The organism is Burkholderia sp. Bp9031 (assembly GCF_003857965.1).
GTDB classification, from domain to species: Bacteria; Pseudomonadota; Gammaproteobacteria; order Burkholderiales; family Burkholderiaceae; genus Burkholderia; species Burkholderia ambifaria_A.
This window is the reverse complement of record NZ_QTPW01000026.1, coordinates 13,078-30,162: the sequence shown is the minus strand read 5'-3', so window position 1 is coordinate 30,162 and position 17,085 is coordinate 13,078. Positions and strand designations below refer to the sequence as shown.

At 68.6% G+C, this 17,085-nt stretch carries 15 protein-coding genes; 14 read left to right on the top strand and 1 reads right to left on the bottom strand.

Features of this window, described 5'->3' with window-relative positions:
• Positions 1-43 precede the first annotated feature (43 nt).
• The 6 genes from DIE15_RS27025 (at position 44) to DIE15_RS27000 (ending at position 6,987) form a co-directional block, all read left to right on the top strand.
• Positions 44-1,543, top strand: coding sequence for a HAMP domain-containing sensor histidine kinase (locus tag DIE15_RS27025; protein ID WP_124834787.1), 1,500 nt, complete (start codon positions 44-46; stop codon positions 1,541-1,543).
• Positions 1,525-2,901: a sigma-54 dependent transcriptional regulator gene (locus tag DIE15_RS27020; protein ID WP_057928783.1), complete on the top strand. Its 1,377-nt coding sequence runs from the start codon at positions 1,525-1,527 to the stop codon at positions 2,899-2,901. The genes DIE15_RS27025 and DIE15_RS27020 overlap by 19 nt, the downstream gene beginning before the upstream one ends.
• Positions 2,902-3,301: 400 nt before the next feature.
• Positions 3,302-3,841, top strand: coding sequence for a hypothetical protein (locus DIE15_RS27015; RefSeq protein WP_242431905.1), 540 nt, complete (start codon positions 3,302-3,304; stop codon positions 3,839-3,841).
• 42 nt (positions 3,842-3,883) lie between these two features.
• Positions 3,884-4,429: a hypothetical protein gene (locus DIE15_RS27010; RefSeq protein ID WP_057928785.1), complete on the top strand. Its 546-nt coding sequence runs from the start codon at positions 3,884-3,886 to the stop codon at positions 4,427-4,429.
• A 16-nt stretch (positions 4,430-4,445) separates the two neighbouring features.
• Positions 4,446-5,696 (top strand): MFS transporter, encoded by a 1,251-nt coding sequence (locus DIE15_RS27005; RefSeq protein WP_124834817.1) that lies wholly within the window; start codon positions 4,446-4,448, stop codon positions 5,694-5,696.
• A gap of 37 nt (positions 5,697-5,733) precedes the next feature.
• A complete protein-coding gene (locus tag DIE15_RS27000) occupies positions 5,734-6,987 on the top strand; it encodes an arsenic transporter (RefSeq protein ID WP_057928786.1) in 1,254 nt (417 codons plus the stop codon).
• A gap of 40 nt (positions 6,988-7,027) precedes the next feature.
• Here DIE15_RS27000 and DIE15_RS26995 read toward each other — a convergent pair whose 3' ends face one another.
• Positions 7,028-9,133: a TonB-dependent siderophore receptor gene (locus tag DIE15_RS26995; RefSeq protein ID WP_124834785.1), complete on the bottom strand. Its 2,106-nt coding sequence runs from the start codon at positions 9,131-9,133 to the stop codon at positions 7,028-7,030.
• Positions 9,134-9,534: 401 nt separating this feature from the next.
• Between DIE15_RS26995 and DIE15_RS26990 the strand changes: the two genes are divergently transcribed.
• The 8 genes from DIE15_RS26990 to DIE15_RS26955 are packed head-to-tail and all read left to right on the top strand — an operon-like array spanning position 9,535 to position 17,082.
• The gene (locus tag DIE15_RS26990) at positions 9,535-11,115 is read left to right on the top strand and encodes an acetolactate synthase large subunit (RefSeq protein ID WP_057928788.1); all 1,581 of its coding nucleotides are present in this window, start codon (positions 9,535-9,537) and stop codon (positions 11,113-11,115) included.
• 49 nt (positions 11,116-11,164) lie between these two features.
• Entirely contained in the window at positions 11,165-11,977 is an 813-nt protein-coding gene (locus tag DIE15_RS26985) for an SDR family NAD(P)-dependent oxidoreductase (protein ID WP_124834784.1), read from the top strand.
• A gap of 15 nt (positions 11,978-11,992) precedes the next feature.
• A complete protein-coding gene (locus tag DIE15_RS26980; protein WP_124834783.1) occupies positions 11,993-13,030 on the top strand; it encodes a VPS10 domain-containing protein in 1,038 nt (345 codons plus the stop codon).
• 17 nt (positions 13,031-13,047) lie between these two features.
• Complete coding sequence (locus tag DIE15_RS26975) at positions 13,048-13,563, top strand: VOC family protein (RefSeq protein WP_057928791.1); 516 nt, start codon at positions 13,048-13,050, stop codon at positions 13,561-13,563.
• Positions 13,564-13,613: 50 nt separating this feature from the next.
• Positions 13,614-14,219 carry an amino acid synthesis family protein gene (locus tag DIE15_RS26970; RefSeq protein ID WP_124834782.1) on the top strand — a complete coding sequence of 202 codons (606 nt, stop codon included), beginning with the start codon at positions 13,614-13,616 and terminating at the stop codon, positions 14,217-14,219.
• 27 nt (positions 14,220-14,246) lie between these two features.
• The gene (locus tag DIE15_RS26965; RefSeq protein WP_173938511.1) at positions 14,247-15,125 is read left to right on the top strand and encodes an alpha/beta fold hydrolase; all 879 of its coding nucleotides are present in this window, start codon (positions 14,247-14,249) and stop codon (positions 15,123-15,125) included.
• A gap of 3 nt (positions 15,126-15,128) precedes the next feature.
• Positions 15,129-16,760 (top strand): bifunctional 3-(3-hydroxy-phenyl)propionate/3-hydroxycinnamic acid hydroxylase, encoded by a 1,632-nt coding sequence (locus tag DIE15_RS26960; RefSeq protein ID WP_057928794.1) that lies wholly within the window; start codon positions 15,129-15,131, stop codon positions 16,758-16,760.
• Positions 16,750-17,082 (top strand): NIPSNAP family protein, encoded by a 333-nt coding sequence (locus DIE15_RS26955; RefSeq protein WP_124834781.1) that lies wholly within the window; start codon positions 16,750-16,752, stop codon positions 17,080-17,082. Before DIE15_RS26960 ends, DIE15_RS26955 begins: the two co-directional genes overlap by 11 nt.
• Positions 17,083-17,085 lie beyond the last annotated feature (3 nt).

The following is a 17,085-nucleotide window of genomic DNA, read 5'->3' as shown; positions in this document are numbered from 1 at the left end:
ATGCTTTACGTTATCCTGTCGCCCCAATCGCCTGGCCGATCCGATGAAGCGTCCGCCGTTTTCCACTCAACTCGTCATGCTCTGGGCACTCGTCGCGGCGCTCTGTGCGACGCTCGTCGCGGTCGTCTGGGTCATGGCAAATTCCGCCGAGAGCCAGCAGATCGCCGGCGCCAGGGCAGCGGGCGGGGCGGCCTGCGAAGCGGTCGCGTCGCGCTACGACGCTTCCGCTGCATCGGCCGGCGCCGGGCCCGATCTGGCGCTGATGCATGCGGTCCTCGATATCGTTCTGGCCCGCACGCCGGACCTGGAAGGCGGGTTCTGGATGCCCGCCGGCGCGCCTGCCGCAGATGGTTTTCTCGCGTATTCCTTTCCCACTTATCAGGGCAGCGGCATCAAGCGCGACGTCCCGGAAGCGGAAATACCGCTGATCCTCCGGACGCTGCGGGCCGCCGCCGCGACGCACGGCGCGACCTCGAACGTCGTCGAGGGCGCGCAGGACGCGGTCGTTGCGGCGGCATGTCCGGTGCGCACCGGGTCGGGCCTGTTCGTCTGGACGATGACGCGTGCCCGTCCGCCGCTCGGACGGCACGGGGAACTGCTGGTGACGGGCCTCGCCGCCGTGCTCGCGGTGATTCTCGCGCTTGCGGCGGCGCTGACCGTTGCACTGCGTCGCTGGAGGCGCAATCTCGCGCGGATCGAAGCCGGGTTGGTGCCCGATGGCCGCGAACGGCACCTGCCGTACGTCGGCGAGCCGGATCTCGATCGGATCATCGATGCGTTCAACGCGCGCGCACGACGTGCCGAACAACTGCAACAGCAGACCGCCGAACTCCGCACGCGGCTGACCGAGGCCGAGCGTTTCGGCATGCTCGGCAAACTGGCCGCGCAGGTTGCGCACGAGATTCGCAATCCGATGGGGGCGATGCGGCTGAAGGCCGAAAATGCGCTGGCCGGTGACGGCCGACGGCAGCAGGATGCGCTGCGCGTGATTCTGGCGCAGATCGAGCGTATCGATGCGCAATTGTCGGGCTTGCTTGCGCTGACGCAGCCGGTCAGCCCGCATGCGACGCGCGTCGATGTCGACGCGTGGCTTGCGCAGGTCGTCGAATCGCACCGCGAGCTGGCGCAGCGGCAAACGATCGATCTCGCGCTGTCACGCGGCGCGCATGGCGAGCGACTCGCGCTGCCGTCCGATTTCCCGGTATTCGATCCCGACCAGATGCAGCGTGCGCTCGATAACCTGCTGCTCAACGCGCTGCGCCATGCGGGCGACGGCGGCGCGGTGACGCTCGCAGCCGCGCGTCGCACGTCCGCCGATCGCCACTGGCTCAGAATCACCGTGTCGGACAGTGGTCCGGGCGTTCCCGCCGCGCAGCGCGAGCGAATTTTCGAACCGTTCGTGACGGGGCGCGCGGACGGAACGGGCCTCGGCCTGGCCGTCGTCCGCGAAGTGGCGGCGGCGCATGGCGGGCAGGCCTGGCTCGACGATACCCCGCGGGGTGCCTCATTCGTGATCGAGATTCCATGGCAACCATCCTCATAGTCGACGACGACGCGGCATTTCGCGACGGCCTTGCCGAGACGCTGGCCGATCTCGGTCATCGGGTCGTCGAGGCCGCGTCCGGACGCGCGGCGCTGAGCGCGCTGCGCGACGGCGAGCGCGTCGAATGCATGTTCCTGGATTTCCGCCTGCCGGATCTGGACGGGCTCGCCGTGCTCGCGCAGTTGCGGGAGGATCCGGCACTGGCCGCGATTCCGGTCGTGATGCTCACCGCGCACGCGACCAGCGACAACACGATCGACGCGATGCGGCTCGGCGCGTTCGATCACCTGACGAAACCGATCGGGCGTCGCGACGTCGCGCAGCTGCTCGAGCGCATCGTGACCGCGAACCAGCCGGCGGCGGCAGAACCGCAGGGCGGCGGGTTTGCGCGCGAGTCGGGCTCGGACCGCCCCCGGCTGCTGGGCGTGAGTGCCGCGATGCGTGACGTGCAGAAGCAGGTCGGCCGCGCCGCGACGAGCGACGCGACCGTGCTCGTCACCGGCGAGACGGGCACGGGCAAGGAGGTAGCGGCCCGCGCGCTGCACGCCGCGTCGATGCGGCATGCGCAGCCGTTCGTCGCGGTCAACTGCGCGGCCATTCCCGCCGATCTGCTCGAAAGCGAATTGTTCGGACATCGCCGCGGGGCGTTTACGGGCGCGCACGCCGATCGCGCGGGGCGGCTCGTCGAGGCCGACGGCGGGACGCTGTTCCTCGACGAGATCGGCGACATGCCCGCCGCCATGCAGGCCAAGCTGCTGCGCGCGCTGCAGGAGCGCCAGGTGACGCCGCTCGGTGCGGATCGCCCCACCGCGATCGACATTCGCGTGGTGGCCGCGACGCACCGCGATCTCGCCGCGGCGGTGGCGGACGGGACGTTTCGCGAAGACCTGTTCTACCGTCTGAACGTCGTTCCGTTGCACCTGCCGCCGCTCGCGGATCGCGTGGCCGACATCCTGCCGCTCGCGGCTCATTTCCTCGCGTGCGCGGCAGGCACGCGCCCGTTGCACCTGACCAACGGCGCGCAGCGGGCATTGCTCGATCATCGCTGGCCGGGCAACGTTCGGGAACTGCGTAACGTGATGGAGCGGGCGGCCGCGCTCGCGCCGGGGCCGGCCGTCACCGAGGCCGATCTCGGGCTCGTCGCCGCGCCGGCGTTGCCGTCGGGGCCGGACGGGCTTCCGGCGCACCTGCTCGACATGCCGTTGCCCGATGCGCTCGCGGCGCTCGAGCGTGCCGCGATCCTGCGCGCGCTCGAGCGTTCGAACGGCAATCGGGCGGAGGCGGCGCGGCAACTCGGCATCGGCCGCCAGTCGCTCTACGCGCGCATGGCGAATCTGGGTATCGACCGCGGCGACTAGCCCGCGGCCTCCACGGTCGGATTCTCGACACTCGGCGGGGAGAGGTGTCGGGAAACCGGACACCTTCGGCGCGCTTCACCGTTCGACGCACCGCCACGCGGGCGTTCGAGGGCTGGCACAGGGGTTGCGTAAGGGATGGCATCGCAATCCTTCGCCGAAGCCCGCCATGATGTCGCATCCGTTTGCCATTCGATTGCCGTCGCCATGCGGCACCGCCGTGCGCCGGACCTATCGAGCGTTTTCCGCTGTCGTGCTGATTGCCGCGGCGACGGCCAGTGCGGCTCAGATGCCGCCGGCGCCGCGCGCGGCGGCGGACCCGGCGGGTGTCGCGCCGCCTCCCCCTCCGCCTCCCGCGCTTTCGCCCGTTGCGCCCGGGGGTGACGTCGCACCGGATGCGCTCGTGTCCGGCACGCTGTCGCGCCTGACGATCAACCCGGAGGGCGCGGTCGACGGCTTCGTGCTGGCCGACGGGACGCTCGTCCATCTTCCGCCGCATCTCGGCACGCAGCTGATCGCATTCGCGCGGCCCGGCGAGCGCGTGACGGTGGCAGGCATTCGCCGCTTCGGCGATGACATCCACGCGCGCGTGGTCCGCAACGACGGCACCGGCGCGTCGCTTTCCGACCAGCCGCCACCGCTTTCCGCACCGATGCCTCCCGCGTTGCGCGGCGTCAATCTCGCCCGCCTCAGCGTGTCCGGCGTCGTGCGTCGCGTGACGCGCGCGCCGCGCGGCGAGCCGGATGGCGTGATGCTCGACAACGGCGCGATCGTCAAGCTGACCGTGCCCGCCGCCCAGCAGTTCGGCGGGCTGCTCGTACCCGGTGCGCGCGTTGCCGCGGTCGGCTACGGCACGCGCAATGCCTACGGCGAAGCGCTGCAGGCGACGGCATTCGGCTCGCCGGGCCATGTCGTGAATCTCTATGACGATGTCGCGCGCTGAGGGCGCGACGCCGTTCCAATATCCCTTGAAAAGGAGTCCTGCATGCACTGGATCGATCCCGCCTGCCTGCCCGAAACGCGCGGCCGCGTCACGCAATTCCTGCTCAACCCGCACGGAGAAATCGACGGCCTGATCCTGAACGGCGACCTGCAGGTTCACGTGCCGCCGCATCTTGGCCGCAAGCTGACCCGGCATGTCGCGGTCGGCGATCGCATCCGCGTGCGCGGCGTCAAGGCGCGCGGCGCCGGGATGATCGCCGCCGTACAGCTGACCGGGCGCGGCGGCGTCGACATCGTCGACGACGGGCCCGTGCACGACGCGCCGAAACCATCGCGACCCGCCCGCAAGCCGATGGAGCTCCGGGGCGAAGTCGCGCTTGCGCTGCACGGCCCGAAAGGCGAGCTGAACGGCGCATTGCTGACGAGCGGTGTCGCATTGCGGATGCCGCCGCATGCGGCGGCCGAGCTGCGCGATTATCTTCGCGCGGGCACCCATGTACAGGTGTGGGGGCATGGCATCGCGACGCCGCACGGCACGACGCTCGACGTGCACGAGATTGCCGAGCTCGTCGATGCGCCTGATGAGTGACGGTGCGTCGGTGACCATGCGCCCGGCACGCGCGCTCGAAGCGCTCAATTTCTTCCTGGCCGACGTGCAGGCCGGCATTGGCCCGTTCGTCGGCGTCATCCTGCTGTCGCGCGGCTGGAGTGCCGACGCGATCGGCTCGGTCATGACGCTGGCCGGGCTCGCCGCGATGGCCGCGACGCCGCCGGCCGGTGCGCTCGTCGATGCGTTGCGAGCGAAGCGGGCGCTGATCGTCGCGGCGACCGCGGCGACCGCGCTGGCGTCGCTGGCGCTGATGTTCGTCGACAGCTATCCGGCGGTGGCCGCTTCGCAGATCCTGGCTGCCGTCAGCGGCGCGGCGCTTGCGCCGGCCGTCGCGGGCGTGACGCTCGGCATCGCGCGTCGGCCAGGCTTCGATCGGCAGTTCGGCCGCAACCAGATGGCGAACCACGCGGGCAACGTCATCGGTGCGGCGCTCGCGGGCTGGCTCGGCTGGCATGCGGGATTCGACGCCGTGTTCGCGCTCGTCGTCGTCTTCACGATGTTCGCCATCGCGAGTACGTTGGCGATTCCGGGGCGTGCCATCGATCACGCATGCGCGCGCGGTCTCGACGCGCAAAGCGCCGGTCCACACGGCCAGGCATTCGACGGCGCGCCGACGCCTCGCGTCGGCGGGTTGCGTACGCTATTCGAGAACCGGCCGCTGGTGCTGCTCGGCGCGTCGCTCGCGCTGTTTCATCTGGGCAACGCCGCGATGCTGCCGCTATACGGGATGGGCGTGGTCGCCACGCACCGCAGCAACGCGAGCGCGTTCACCGCGCAAACCATCGTCATCGCGCAGCTCGTGATGGTCGCGGCGGCCTGGTTCGCGCCTCGCCTGATTCGTGCGTACGGCTATTGGCGGGTGTTGCTGATTTCGTTTCTGTCGTTGCCGGTGCGCGGTGCGCTCGCCGCGGCGCTGATGAGCGAAGCGGGCGTGTGGCCGGTGCAGATTCTCGATGGCATCGGCGCCGGCCTGCAAAGCGTCGTCGTACCGGCGCTCGTCGTGCGCCTGCTGCACGGCTCCGGCCGTGTGAACGTCGGGCAGGGCGCCGTCGCGACTGCGCAGGGTGTCGGCGCGGCGCTCAGCCCCGCGCTGGGCGGTGTCCTCGCGCAGCACTTCGGTTATCCGGCTGCGTTCATGGTGCTGGGTGCCGTGTCGACGGGCTCGCTCGCGCTCTGGCTCGGCCATGCGCGATCGCTGAGCGGCGTATGCGGCAAGCCGGCCGATCTGCCCGCCGCTTCGTCCTGAAGATCATTTCGAACCTTCTGCCGTTCCTTACCTGCCAATGAATCCTGCCTCGCTTGCATGGCTGATTTCCGCGCTCGCCACCGCGGGCGTCATCGCGCGACCCTTCGGCTGGCCCGAAGCGACCTGGGCCGTGAGCGGCGCGCTGCTGCTGGTCGTGTTCGGCCTGTTGCCCGTGCATCCGGCGCTCGACGCCGTGGCGAAGGGGGGCGACGTGTATCTGTTCCTGACCGGCATGATGCTGCTGTCCGAGGTCGCGCGTCGTGAAGGATTGTTCGACTGGGTCGCGACGCACGTCGTCAATCTCGCGCAGGGTTCGCCCCGGCGCTTGTTCGCACTCGTCTACCTGGTCGGCACCGTGACGACGATCTTTCTGTCGAACGATGCGACCGCGGTCGTGCTGACGCCGGCCGTGTTCGCGGCCGCGCGCCGAGCGAAGGCCGACCCGATGCCGCTGCTGTACATCTGCGCGTTCGTCGCCAACGCGGCGAGCTTCGTGCTGCCGATCTCGAACCCGGCGAATCTCGTGCTGTACGGTTCGCGCATGCCCGCGCTCGGCGTATGGCTGGCGCATTTCGCGCTGCCGTCCGTCGCATCGATCGCGTGCACGTTCCTGATGCTTCGGATCACTCAGCGACATGCGCTTCGCGGCCATTGCGCGTCGGGTTTGCCGGTGCGGCCGCTCACCGCAGGCGGGCGCATTGCGCTGGCCGGCATCGCGGTCACGGCCGTCGCGCTGATGGCGGTGTCGATGAAGGATCGCCCGCTCGGGCTGCCGACCGCGATCGCGGGAATCGTCACCGTCGCGTGCGTCCTGTATCGCGATCGCGCGGCGTGCGTGCCGATCGTTCGAGAAATTTCATGGAGCGTGCTGCCGCTCGTCGCGGGTTTGTTCGTGCTCGTCGAAGCGCTCGACCGGACCGGCGCGGTGCGCGCGCTGGCCGGGCTGCTGCGCGAGTGGACGGCAAGCGGCGAGCAGGTGGCTGCAGCCGCATCGGGCATCGCGATCGCGCTGGCGTCGAACCTGGTCAACAACCTGCCTGCCGGACTGATCGCGAGTTCGACGATCGGCGCCGCGCACAGTCCGCAATCGGTGATCGACGCGATTCTCATCGGCGTCGACCTGGGCCCGAACCTGTCCATCACCGGATCGCTCGCGACGATTCTGTGGCTCGCGGCGATTCGCCGCGAAGGGCAGCGGGTCGGCTTCGGAGAATTTCTCGCGGTCGGCGCGTGCGTGATGTTGCCGGCGTTGCTGATCGCGCTGGTGACGCGGCTCGCGCTCGGCGCGTGATGCATCACGCACGTTACGCACGCCACGCGCCCGATTCGACCTAGAACGAGTAAGCGAGCGACGCGAACAGGCTGCGCGGCGCGCCCGGCGTGACCCACAAGCTGTTGTACGAGCTGACGTAGGTCGTGCGATTGAACAGGTTGTTCAGCACGACCGACGCACGCAGATGCTTGTCGAGCTGCACGTAGCCGTTGAGCTGCACGGTCGCATAGGCGGGCAGCGCGAAGCCGTCCTGCGTGTTCGCGGTGTTGCCGGCGCGGCGCCCGACATAGATCACGCCCGTGCCGACCCCCGCCTTCTCCGCGAACGGCAGCGCGGTTTCGTACATGAGCAGCGCGCTGCCGCTCAGGCGCGGTATGTCGACGAGCCGCGCGCCGGGCGTCAGCACCGTATCGCGCGTGACTTCGGCATCGACGTACGCGAGGTTGACGATGCCGCGCAGGCCGTGGCCCAGGTCGCCGTTCCATTCGAATTCGACGCCGCGGCTGCGCACTTCGCCGGCCGCGCGCGAAAAGCCGGCATTCGCCGGATCGGCGGTCAGCACGTTGCGCTTGTTGACATGGAACGCCGCGACGGTTGCGAGCCAGCGCGTGCCGGCCCATTTCGCGCCGGCTTCGTAACCATGCCCTTTCTCGGGATCGAACGCGCGGCCGTCGGCATCGGCGCCGTTGTTCGGCCGGAACGAGTACGCCGTGTTCGCATACAGCGACAGCGCGGGGCTCATTTCGTACACGACGCCGATGCGCGGGCTCAGCGCGGTCTGCAACTGGCTGGTCGTCACGCCTTTGAGGCGGTTCTCGACCGACTGGTGGAAGCGATCCCAGCGCAGCCCGGCGAGGATTTTCCAGTGCGGCCCGAACGCCAGCGTGTCCTGCGCGTAGACGCCTTGCCCGTCGTCGCGCTCGAGCAGGTTGGTCGCGGTGCGCAGCGCGGGCGCCGGCTGGCCGTAGACCGGATCGAAGATGTCGATCGCATACGGCGCGGCGGCGGTCGGCGTCGAGCGCGCAACGAACTGGTCGTAGTTGAAGCGATACGCATCGACACCCATCACGAGCGTGTGGCCGATGCCGCCGGTGCGGAACTTGCCGGTCGTTTCGAGCCGGCCTTGCAGGTCGTTCGAGTGAAACGCGACCTGCCGATAGCGGCGCCATAGCGTGCGGCCGTCCGGCTGCAGCGAGAATGCCTCGGACGAGCGTCCGGACAGGTCGGTGTCGCGCTGTGCAAAGCCGGCGTTGATCGACCAGCGGGCATCGATGCGATGCTCGAGCGTGAACTGGTGGCCCGTGTTGCGCACGTCGTAGTCGCCGTCGCGCGGCTCGCCGAGAAAGCGCGACGCCGGGATCACGCCGAGCTGGCCGTTTACCGCCACCACGCCGCGATCGAGCGGCGCGCGCTGGCGCACGCTTTCGAACTCGTAGTGGAGCGTCGTGTCCGTGCCGATGTCCCACGTGAACGAGGGGGCGAACAGGTAGCGTTTGCTTGACACCGTATCGCGGAAGCTGCCGTTGTTCTCGTTCATCGCGACGAAGCGGTACGCGAGCGATTTCGTGACGGGCCCGGTCGAATCGAGCGTCTGGCGCAGCGCGCCGTAGCTGCCGGCCGACACGCCGATGGTGTTCGAGCGCGCGAACTGCGGCTGTTTCGTCGTGTAGCTGATGAGCCCGCCCGGATCGCCGCGGCCGTACAGCGCGGACGCAGGCCCCTTGAGCACTTCCATGCGCTCGAGGGTGGCGGTGTCGCGCGGGACGCTGATCCCGCGATTCCATGAGAAGCCGTTGACGAGGTAGTCGGTGCCCGAGGTGTTGCCGTCGCCGGCGAAGCCGCGCACCGCGTAGTTGTCCCACAGGCCGCCGAAGTTGTTTTGCCGCGCGACGCCCGCGACCCAGTCGTACAGGTCTTCGCCGCGCGTCGCGGCCACTGTCTTGATCAGTTTCGTATCGACGCTGCTGACCGCGAACGGGATCTCCATCACGTCCGTCTCGGTGCGTGTCGCGCTCGTCGATTCGGGCGCGCGAAACGGCGCGCTCGCGCGTTGCCCCGAGACCTCGATGGCGGGCAGCGACAACTCCTGCGCATCGGCTGCGCTCAGGCCGGCCGTGCCGACGACGATGGCCATCGGTGCGGCCGCCCAGTTCTTCCTGCTCATACCCCGTCCTTTGATGTGATCTGCGTTCGGGCATGGCCGATGACCTCGCGCCGACGTCCGTGTTCCAAACAGTACATTCGCGCGGAAATTTAATGCAAATGAGAGGCATTTGCAATCGTAAGTTTGGATCCAGGCGTGCAATGCGAAGCAACCGGCAACGGGACGGCGGTCGCGGGCGTTTGCTCGATCGCTCTTGTCGCTAAATTCCGAATGGCGGGAATTTTGTTAACCCTTAGCGATGTGTGGAGAGCCGGGGGCTGGTGAATTTCCCCGTAAATACGCGACGCAGATCGGGTTAACGTGGATCGTGTTGCCGCGGCGGCGACGCTTTTGATGTTTGACAAATCCCGTATTTCGGGATTAAAGTAAAATCCATCCCATTCAAACCGTCGAGCTGCCGCATGAACATCCCACAGTTGGACATCGATACCGAAACACGAAGCGGAGCGAGCGTCGTGCTCGAGACGGCGCGCGATGCCGGCGTCGACGTCTGTTTTGCCAATCCCGGCACCACCGAGATGCCGTTCGTCGGCGCGCTCGACACCGTGGCGGGCGTGCGCTCGATCCTCGGGCTGTTCGAGGGCGTCTGCACGGGCGCGGCGGACGGCTATGGCCGCATGGCCGGCAAGCCGGCGATGACGCTGCTGCATCTCGGGCCGGGCCACGCAAACGGCATCGCCAACCTGCACAACGCGCGCCGCGCCCGCACGCCGATCCTGAACATCGTCGGCGATCACACGCGCGACCATCTGAAGTACGACGCACCGCTCACGTCGGACATCGAGTCGCTCGCCCGCCCCGTGTCGGTGTGGTACCGCAGCGTCGCGCGCGACACGGATCTCGCGACGGATACGGCCGATGCGATCTCGGCCGCGATGGGCGCGCAGCGCGGCGTCGCGACCCTCGTGCTGCCGGTCGATCTCCAGTCGGCCAAGGTGCGCGATGCGGTGTCACCCGCCGTCGTTCGCCCGGCCGAGGTGTCGTTCGACCCTGCGCAGGTCGAGCGGGTCGCGGATCTGCTGCTCAGCGGCCATCGCGCCGTGCTGTTGATGGGCGGCCGTGCACTGTCGGCTCGCGGGCAGCGCGCGGCGGCGCGCATCGCGGCGGCGACCGGCACGACCTGCTTCAGCGAGACCTTCCCGGCGCGCGCCGAGCGCGGCGGCGGCCTGCCGGACATCGACCGGCTGCCTTATTTCCCCGAGCCGGCGCTGGCCGCGCTGGCTTGCCGGCGCGTGGTGCTGGCGGGCGCGCTTCCGCCCGTCACCTACTTCGGCTACGAAGGCATTCCGGGTGAACTCGCGCGGCCCGAGGACATCGTGACGCTCGCCGCAGCGGGCGACGCGGCCGACGACGCGCTCGAAGCGCTGGCGGACCGCATTGGCGCACCGGAGAACGCCGACGGCGTGCCGGTCGAGCGCTGGCAGGTGGAAGAGGGGCCGCTGACGCCGCAGGCCGTCGGCCGCGTGCTGGCGAACGCATTGCCCGACGAGGCGATCGTGTCGATCGAGGGCGGCACGTGCGGCTATCCGTTCGTGACCGCATCGGCACGCGCCCGTCGTCACACGATCCTCACGAACACGGGCGGCGCGATCGGCCAGGGTTTGCCGGTCGCGCTCGGCGCCGCCGTCGCGTGTCCGGAACGCCGTGTGTTCGCGCTGCAGTCCGACGGCAGTGCGCAGTACACGATCCAGGCGCTGTGGACGATGGCACGCGAGCGTTTGCCGATCGTGATGCTGATCGCGTCGAACCGGCGCTACGGCATCCTGCAGACCGAACTCGCGCGCAGTGGCCTGCCGGCCGACACGCCGCACGCCAGCCGCCTGACGCTGCTGGACGATCCGCCGATCGACTGGCTCGCGCTGTCGCGCGGCTACGGCGTGCCGGCCGAGCGCGCGAGCACGACGCAAGCGCTCGCGCAGGCGCTCGACGACGCACTCGCCCATACCGACGGGCCGAGGCTCATCGAAATGTGCCTGTCCTGATCGCGCCACCCGCTTTTCCCTTCAATCCCGACTCTCACCTTTCATCGCTATGGATCTGCAACTCCACGGAAAAGCCGCGTTCATCACCGGCGGCAGCATGGGCATCGGCAAGGCAGTCGCGCTCGAGCTGGCCCGCGAAGGCGTCAACGTCACCATCGCCGCGCGGCGCATGGAACACCTCGAAGCGGCCGCCGCCGACATTCGCGCGGAACTCGCGCCGCTGGGCGACACGGCGGGGGCGATCCTGCCCGTCACGGTGGACACGACCGACATGGCGTCCGTCGAGGCGGCGATGGCCGCGAGCGTCGAGCGCTTCGGCCGGCTCGACATCCTGCTGAACGGCGCCGCGCATCCGGGCGGCCTCGTGCGGGCGGAGCTGGAAAACGCCGACCCGCAGGGGCTGCTCCAGGACATCGACATCAAGGTGGTCGGCTACCTGCGTTGCGCGAAGGCGGCCGCGCCCTACATGCGGCGCAACGGCTTTGGCCGGATCGTCAACATCGGCGGCCTCACGGGCCGTGGCAGCAAGCAGCTGTCCGGCATGCGCAACGTGGCGATCGTGCACCTCACCAAGACGCTGTCCGACCAGCTCGGCCCGTTCGGCATCACGGTCAACACGATTCACCCGGGTGTGGTCGAGACGCCGCACATCCACGAACTCTACGAGAAAGAGGCGCAGAAGCAGGGGCTCACGGCCGCGGAGGTCGAGGCGAACTACGTGAAGGTCACGCCGATCCGGCGCGTGCTGCAACCCGAAGAAATGGGGTGGATCGTCGCGTTTCTCGCATCGCCGAAATCCGGGTCGATCACCGGCGAGTCGATCGGCTGCGACGGCGGGCTCACGCGCGGCATTTTTCTCTGACACAAGGAGCATTTCATGACCGCAACCGTACTGGTCGCCACGGCCGGGCAAGGCATCCTGCGCTCGAACGACGACGGCAAGACCTGGCATCGCCTCGGGCTCGCCGAGCCGATCGAGTTCGACGGCATCGTGCGCGCGCTCGCGGTGGATTCCGCGACGCCGTCGCGCGTCTATGCGGGCGCTGATGCGGGGCTGTGCATCAGCGAGGATGGCGGCGCGCACTGGTTTCGGCCCGAGAACGTGCTGAACGGACAGACTGTCTGGTCCATCGCGATCGATCCGGCGAACCCCGCGGTGCTCTATGCGGGCACCGGCGCGCCGTCACGCGCCGCGCTGTACAAGTCGAGCGACGCGGGCCTGACGTGGGAGCGAACGGCGCCCGAGTTCCCCGAGTTTTGCGCGGGCGTCAATCGCCCGCGGCTGCTGACGATTTGCGTGGATCCGGACGACGGCCGCAACGTCTGGTATGGCGTGGAGGAGGGCGGTGCGTGGCGCAGCCGCGATGCCGGTGCGAGCTGGACGCGCGTGGACGGCCCCGGCACGGCGATCCGCAACAGCGACATTCATGCGATCGCCGTGCTGTCCGCCACGGCGGACCGGCCCAAAACCACCGTGCTGCTGACGGTCAACGCGGTGTACGTGAGCGAGGACGACGGGCAGACCTGGGACGCCAAGGCGTCGCGCGACCGCTTCGACGGGCTCTATTACACGCGTACGGTCGTGCAACTGCCGGAGCCGGAAGGCGACCTGCTGATGGCGATCGGCGACGGCACGCCGGGCACCCGCAGCCGCATCTACCGCTCGACCGATCGCGGCTACGCGTGGCACGAAGCGGATCTGCAGACGCCGCCGAATTCCACGTTCTGGGCATTCGGCGTCCATGCGGCCCGACCGGCGCTCGTCTATGCGGGCACCAAGTACGGGCACCTGTTCCGTTCGCGCGACGGCGGCCGGAACTGGACCAAGGAATGGCGCGACTTCAGCGAGATCACGGCCGTCGCGTGGACGCCGTTCGAAGCGCCGCTCGTTGCCCACGCGCAGTCGATCAATTGAATTGAGCGGAGCGAACGATGACACCGTCCGACATCCAGCAACACGCCGAGCGCGCGAACGCGAGCGGGCTGCCGCTGCCGACGCCGCGCGTGCAGCGCACCCACCTGTCGCTGTTCGTGCGCGACCCCGTGCGCTCGAGCACCTGGTATGCCGAGGTGCTCGGCATGACGGAAACCGCGCGCGGCGAGCAGTGGGTGTTCATGTCCTTCGGCCAGAAGCACCATGACATCGCGCTGATTCGCGCGGCGTCCGACGCGGAGCTCGGCACGATCGGCCTGCAGCACTACGGGCTCGAGATCGCCGGCGGGTTGACCGAGCTGCGTCGCCTGTACGGCATGCTGATCCGCCGCAACGTGCCGATCGTCAAGATCACCGACCACAAGGTCGGGATCGGCGTGTATTTCGCGGACCCGGACGGCAACCGCCTCGAATTTTTCTGCGAGACCGTCACCGACGACGAAGAGGGCAAGCGCGTGCTGCACCGGTACAACGCGCCGAGCGACCCCGTGCAACTCGAGCCGCTGTTCGACTGATGCACCGGCCTTTCATTTCCGCATAACCGACATTGAATAGAGGATTCCTGATGAGCAAGATCACAAATTTCGAAGGCTTTCATATCCGCAAGTGGTACACGCAGATCGAGGATTCGCTCGCGAACGAAACCGGCCAGCTCGCGGACGGCGAGCCGCTGCGCAAGATCGTGATCGCCGCGGCCGTTCACAACCCGTATGCGGGGCGGTTCAGCGAAAACCTCGACGACCTCGTGCGCCCGTCGCCCGCGCTCGGCAAGGAGTTCGCGCGGCGCATCGAGTCGCTCGCGGCGGGCCGTGCGATCGAGAGCTACGGCAAGGCTTGCCTGGTCGGCTCGGCCGGCGAGTACGAACACGGCAACGCGTTCCTGACGTCGATCTTCGCGGAGCCGATCCGCGCGGCGCTGGGCGGCGGGAAGTCGTGGGTGCCGTCGAGCGGCAAGCGCGGCCCGATCAACACGGTGATCGACGTACCGCTCGCGCACAAGGATGCGCTCTACGTGCGCTCGCACTACGACACGGTGACGTGCCTGTTCCCCGATGCGCCCAACGACGACGAAGTGCTGGTGATCTTCGCATTCGCGACGCGCGGCCGCCTGCATGCACGGCTCGGCGGGCTGAAGGCGAGCGAGATCGTCGGCCGCGACGGCCTGGTCTGATCACGGATGCAGGCCGGGGAGCACATGATGAATACGGCATCCGTCAAGGATGGGTGGGTCGACAGCGATGGGCTGCGGCTGCACTACGTGAGCTGGGGGCGCGACGATGCGCCGGCCGTGGTGATGCTGCACGGCTTGCGCAGTTACGCACATACGTGGGCGCCCGTCGCCGACGCGCTGGTCGACCGCTACCGGGTCGTCGCGCTCGATCAGCGCGGACGCGGACGGAGCGACTGGGATCCGCAGCGTGACTATTACGCAGCGGCCTACGTGCGTGATCTCGACGCGTTGGTGCGCGCGCTGAACCTGAAACGATTCGTGCTGGTCGGGCATTCGATGGGTGGCGCCAATGCGTTCGTCTATGCCGCGGCGCAACCGGAACGGCTCGCCGGCCTCGCGATCGAGGACATGGGCCCGGGCGCGTCGGCCGGTTCGCAGGGCTCGGAGCGCATCAAGCGCGAGCTGAAGGAAACGCCGGACGCGTTCGCGTCGTGGGACGAGGCGCGTGCGTTCTGGCGGCGCCAGCGGCCGAACATCACGGAATCCGCGCTCGATTCGCGCATCGCGCACTCGCTGAAAGAGGCCGGGCAAGGGCGGATCGTATGGCGTCACGACGCCGACGGGATTGCGGCGGCGCGGCTCACCGCAACGCCGGAGCAACTCGTCCATCTGTGGCCGCTGATCCTCAACCTGCACGTGCCGACCCTGTTGCTGCGCGGCGGCGAATCGGATTTCCTGTCCGCGGACGTGGCGGCCGAAATGACGGCCGCCAATACGGGAATCGAGCGGATCGATATTCCCGGTGCGACGCATTACGTCCATGACGATCAGCCGGCCGCGTTCAATCACGCATTGCGCACCTGGCTCGATCGCCTGGACGATCCGGCGTGGCGGGCGGGAGTCTGACGAATGAACATGAACCATGCGAACCGGACGTCGGTCGCGATCGTCGGCGCGGGGCCGAACGGTGCGGCGATGGCGAACCTGCTCGGCCTCTATGGCATCGCGACGGTGATCATCGAGAAGGCGCCGCAGATCGTCGAGTTCCCGCGTGCGGTCGGTATCGACGACGAGGCGCTGCGGCTGTTCCAGACCGCGGGCCTCGCCGACGAACTGAGCCGTGACATCATCCAGAACGTGCCGCTGCGCATGTTCAAGGCGAACGGCGAATGCTTTGCCGACATCCGTCCGTCGATGCGCGAGTTCGGCTGGTGGCGGCGCAACATCTTCATGCAGCAACTGGCCGAGCGAACGCTGCGCGACGGGCTGGCGCGCTATCCGCACGTGTCGCTGCGCACCGGCGAAGAAGTGGTCGGCATCGATCAGGATGACGAAGGTGTCACGCTGCAGGTGCGCCGCGCCGACGGCCAGCACTACGCGCTCGAGGCCGACTACGTGGTGGCGGCCGACGGCGGCCGCAGCCCGATGCGCGAATGGCTGGGCGTCAAGCTGGCCGGCACCACCCATCCGATGAAATGGGTCGTGGTCGACGTGAAGAATGCCGGGCTCGACCAGCCGTGCACGGCGCTGAACTGCGACCCGCGCCGCCCGAACGTCTGCATCTATCTGCCGTTCAATTTCCGGCGCTGGGAGTTTCTCGTGTTCCCGCACGAGGACGAAGAGGCGATCGCGAAACCGGAATCGATACGCGCGCTGATCGCGCCTTACGTCGACGATGTCGACCGCCTCGAGATCGTGCGCGCCCGGACTTACACGCACCATTCGCGCGTGGCCGAAAGGTTCGTCGTCGGCCGCGTGGCGCTCATCGGCGATGCGGCGCACCTGACGCCGCCGTGGATCGGCCAGGGCCTGAACGCGGGGTTGCGCGACGTGGGCAATCTCGCGTGGAAGCTGGCGGGCGTGGTCAACGGCGCATTGCATCCCGGCGTGATCCACACGTACGAATCGGAGCGGCGCGACCACGCGAAGGCGATGATCGACCTGGCGGACACGTTCGGCGCGATGCTGATGCCGACCAACCGGCTCGTCGCATTCCTGCGCGATCGTTTCCTCGGGCTTACGCGTTACGCACCGGGCCTGAAGGACTACATCCTGCAGATGCGTTTCAAGCCGATGCCGAGCTATACGCGCGGCGTCGTGCTGCCGGGCGCGCCGGACACCGCAGTCGGCAGGATGATCGCGCAGCCGGACGTCGAGACGGCCGACGGCGTGCGCCGCAAGCTCGACGACGTGCTGGGCCCGTGGTTCTCGATCGTCGGCTGGCAATGCGATCCGCAGGCCTGCCTGAGCGACGACGATCGGGCGTACTGGGCGGCGCTGGGCGCGACCTTCGTCCAGGTCAACCGCTCGCGCAGCGGCACCGGCCGCGCGGGGCGGCTGGCCAGCGGCCACGGCAGCACGTGCGTCGAAGACGTCGATAACGCACTGGCCGACTGGTTCGACCGGCATGCGGGCCCGCTCGTGGTGGTGCGCCCGGATCGCTATGTGGCCGCGCAGACGGATGCGGTGGGGATGGCTCGCGTGACCGAAGCCTTTCAGGCGTTCGCGCCGCGACAACGAGAGGAAGCACATGTTTGTTGAGCAACGCACCTATACGCTGGTGCCGGGCGGCGTCGCCGAATATCTGCGCGTGTACGCGCAATGCGGGCGCACGGCACAGGAGCAGGCGCTCGGCACGATGGTCGGCTGTTTTGCGACCGAAGTCGGGCCGCTGAACCAGCTTGTCTATCTGTGGGCATTCGATTCGCTGGACGATCGTGCGCGGCGTCGCGCCGCGCTGATGGCCGATCCCGAGTTCAGGACGTTTCGCGGCAAGGTCCGGCATCTGCTCGTCAGGCAGGAAAACCAGATTCTCCGGCAGGAAATCGGCGGCCTGTTGCGTGCGCCGAGCCCGGCCGCGTGATGC

Excerpts from the sequence above, each read along its gene's own strand:
- DIE15_RS27020 (WP_057928783.1), top strand. The coding sequence starts at position 1,525 with ATGGCAACCATCCTCATAGTCGACGACGACGCGGCATTTCGCGACGGC.
- DIE15_RS26990 (WP_057928788.1), top strand. The coding sequence starts at position 9,535 with ATGAACATCCCACAGTTGGACATCGATACCGAAACACGAAGCGGAGCG.
- DIE15_RS26985 (WP_124834784.1), top strand. The coding sequence starts at position 11,165 with ATGGATCTGCAACTCCACGGAAAAGCCGCGTTCATCACCGGCGGCAGC.
- DIE15_RS26995 (WP_124834785.1), bottom strand. The coding sequence starts at position 9,133 with ATGAGCAGGAAGAACTGGGCGGCCGCACCGATGGCCATCGTCGTCGGC.
- DIE15_RS27010 (WP_057928785.1), top strand. The coding sequence starts at position 3,884 with ATGCACTGGATCGATCCCGCCTGCCTGCCCGAAACGCGCGGCCGCGTC.
- DIE15_RS27025 (WP_124834787.1), top strand. The coding sequence starts at position 44 with ATGAAGCGTCCGCCGTTTTCCACTCAACTCGTCATGCTCTGGGCACTC.
- DIE15_RS26975 (WP_057928791.1), top strand. The coding sequence starts at position 13,048 with ATGACACCGTCCGACATCCAGCAACACGCCGAGCGCGCGAACGCGAGC.
- DIE15_RS26980 (WP_124834783.1), top strand. The coding sequence starts at position 11,993 with ATGACCGCAACCGTACTGGTCGCCACGGCCGGGCAAGGCATCCTGCGC.
- DIE15_RS26960 (WP_057928794.1), top strand. The coding sequence starts at position 15,129 with ATGAACATGAACCATGCGAACCGGACGTCGGTCGCGATCGTCGGCGCG.
- DIE15_RS27000 (WP_057928786.1), top strand. The coding sequence starts at position 5,734 with ATGAATCCTGCCTCGCTTGCATGGCTGATTTCCGCGCTCGCCACCGCG.
- DIE15_RS27005 (WP_124834817.1), top strand. The coding sequence starts at position 4,446 with ATGCGCCCGGCACGCGCGCTCGAAGCGCTCAATTTCTTCCTGGCCGAC.
- DIE15_RS26965 (WP_173938511.1), top strand. The coding sequence starts at position 14,247 with ATGAATACGGCATCCGTCAAGGATGGGTGGGTCGACAGCGATGGGCTG.
- DIE15_RS26970 (WP_124834782.1), top strand. The coding sequence starts at position 13,614 with ATGAGCAAGATCACAAATTTCGAAGGCTTTCATATCCGCAAGTGGTAC.
- DIE15_RS26955 (WP_124834781.1), top strand. The coding sequence starts at position 16,750 with ATGTTTGTTGAGCAACGCACCTATACGCTGGTGCCGGGCGGCGTCGCC.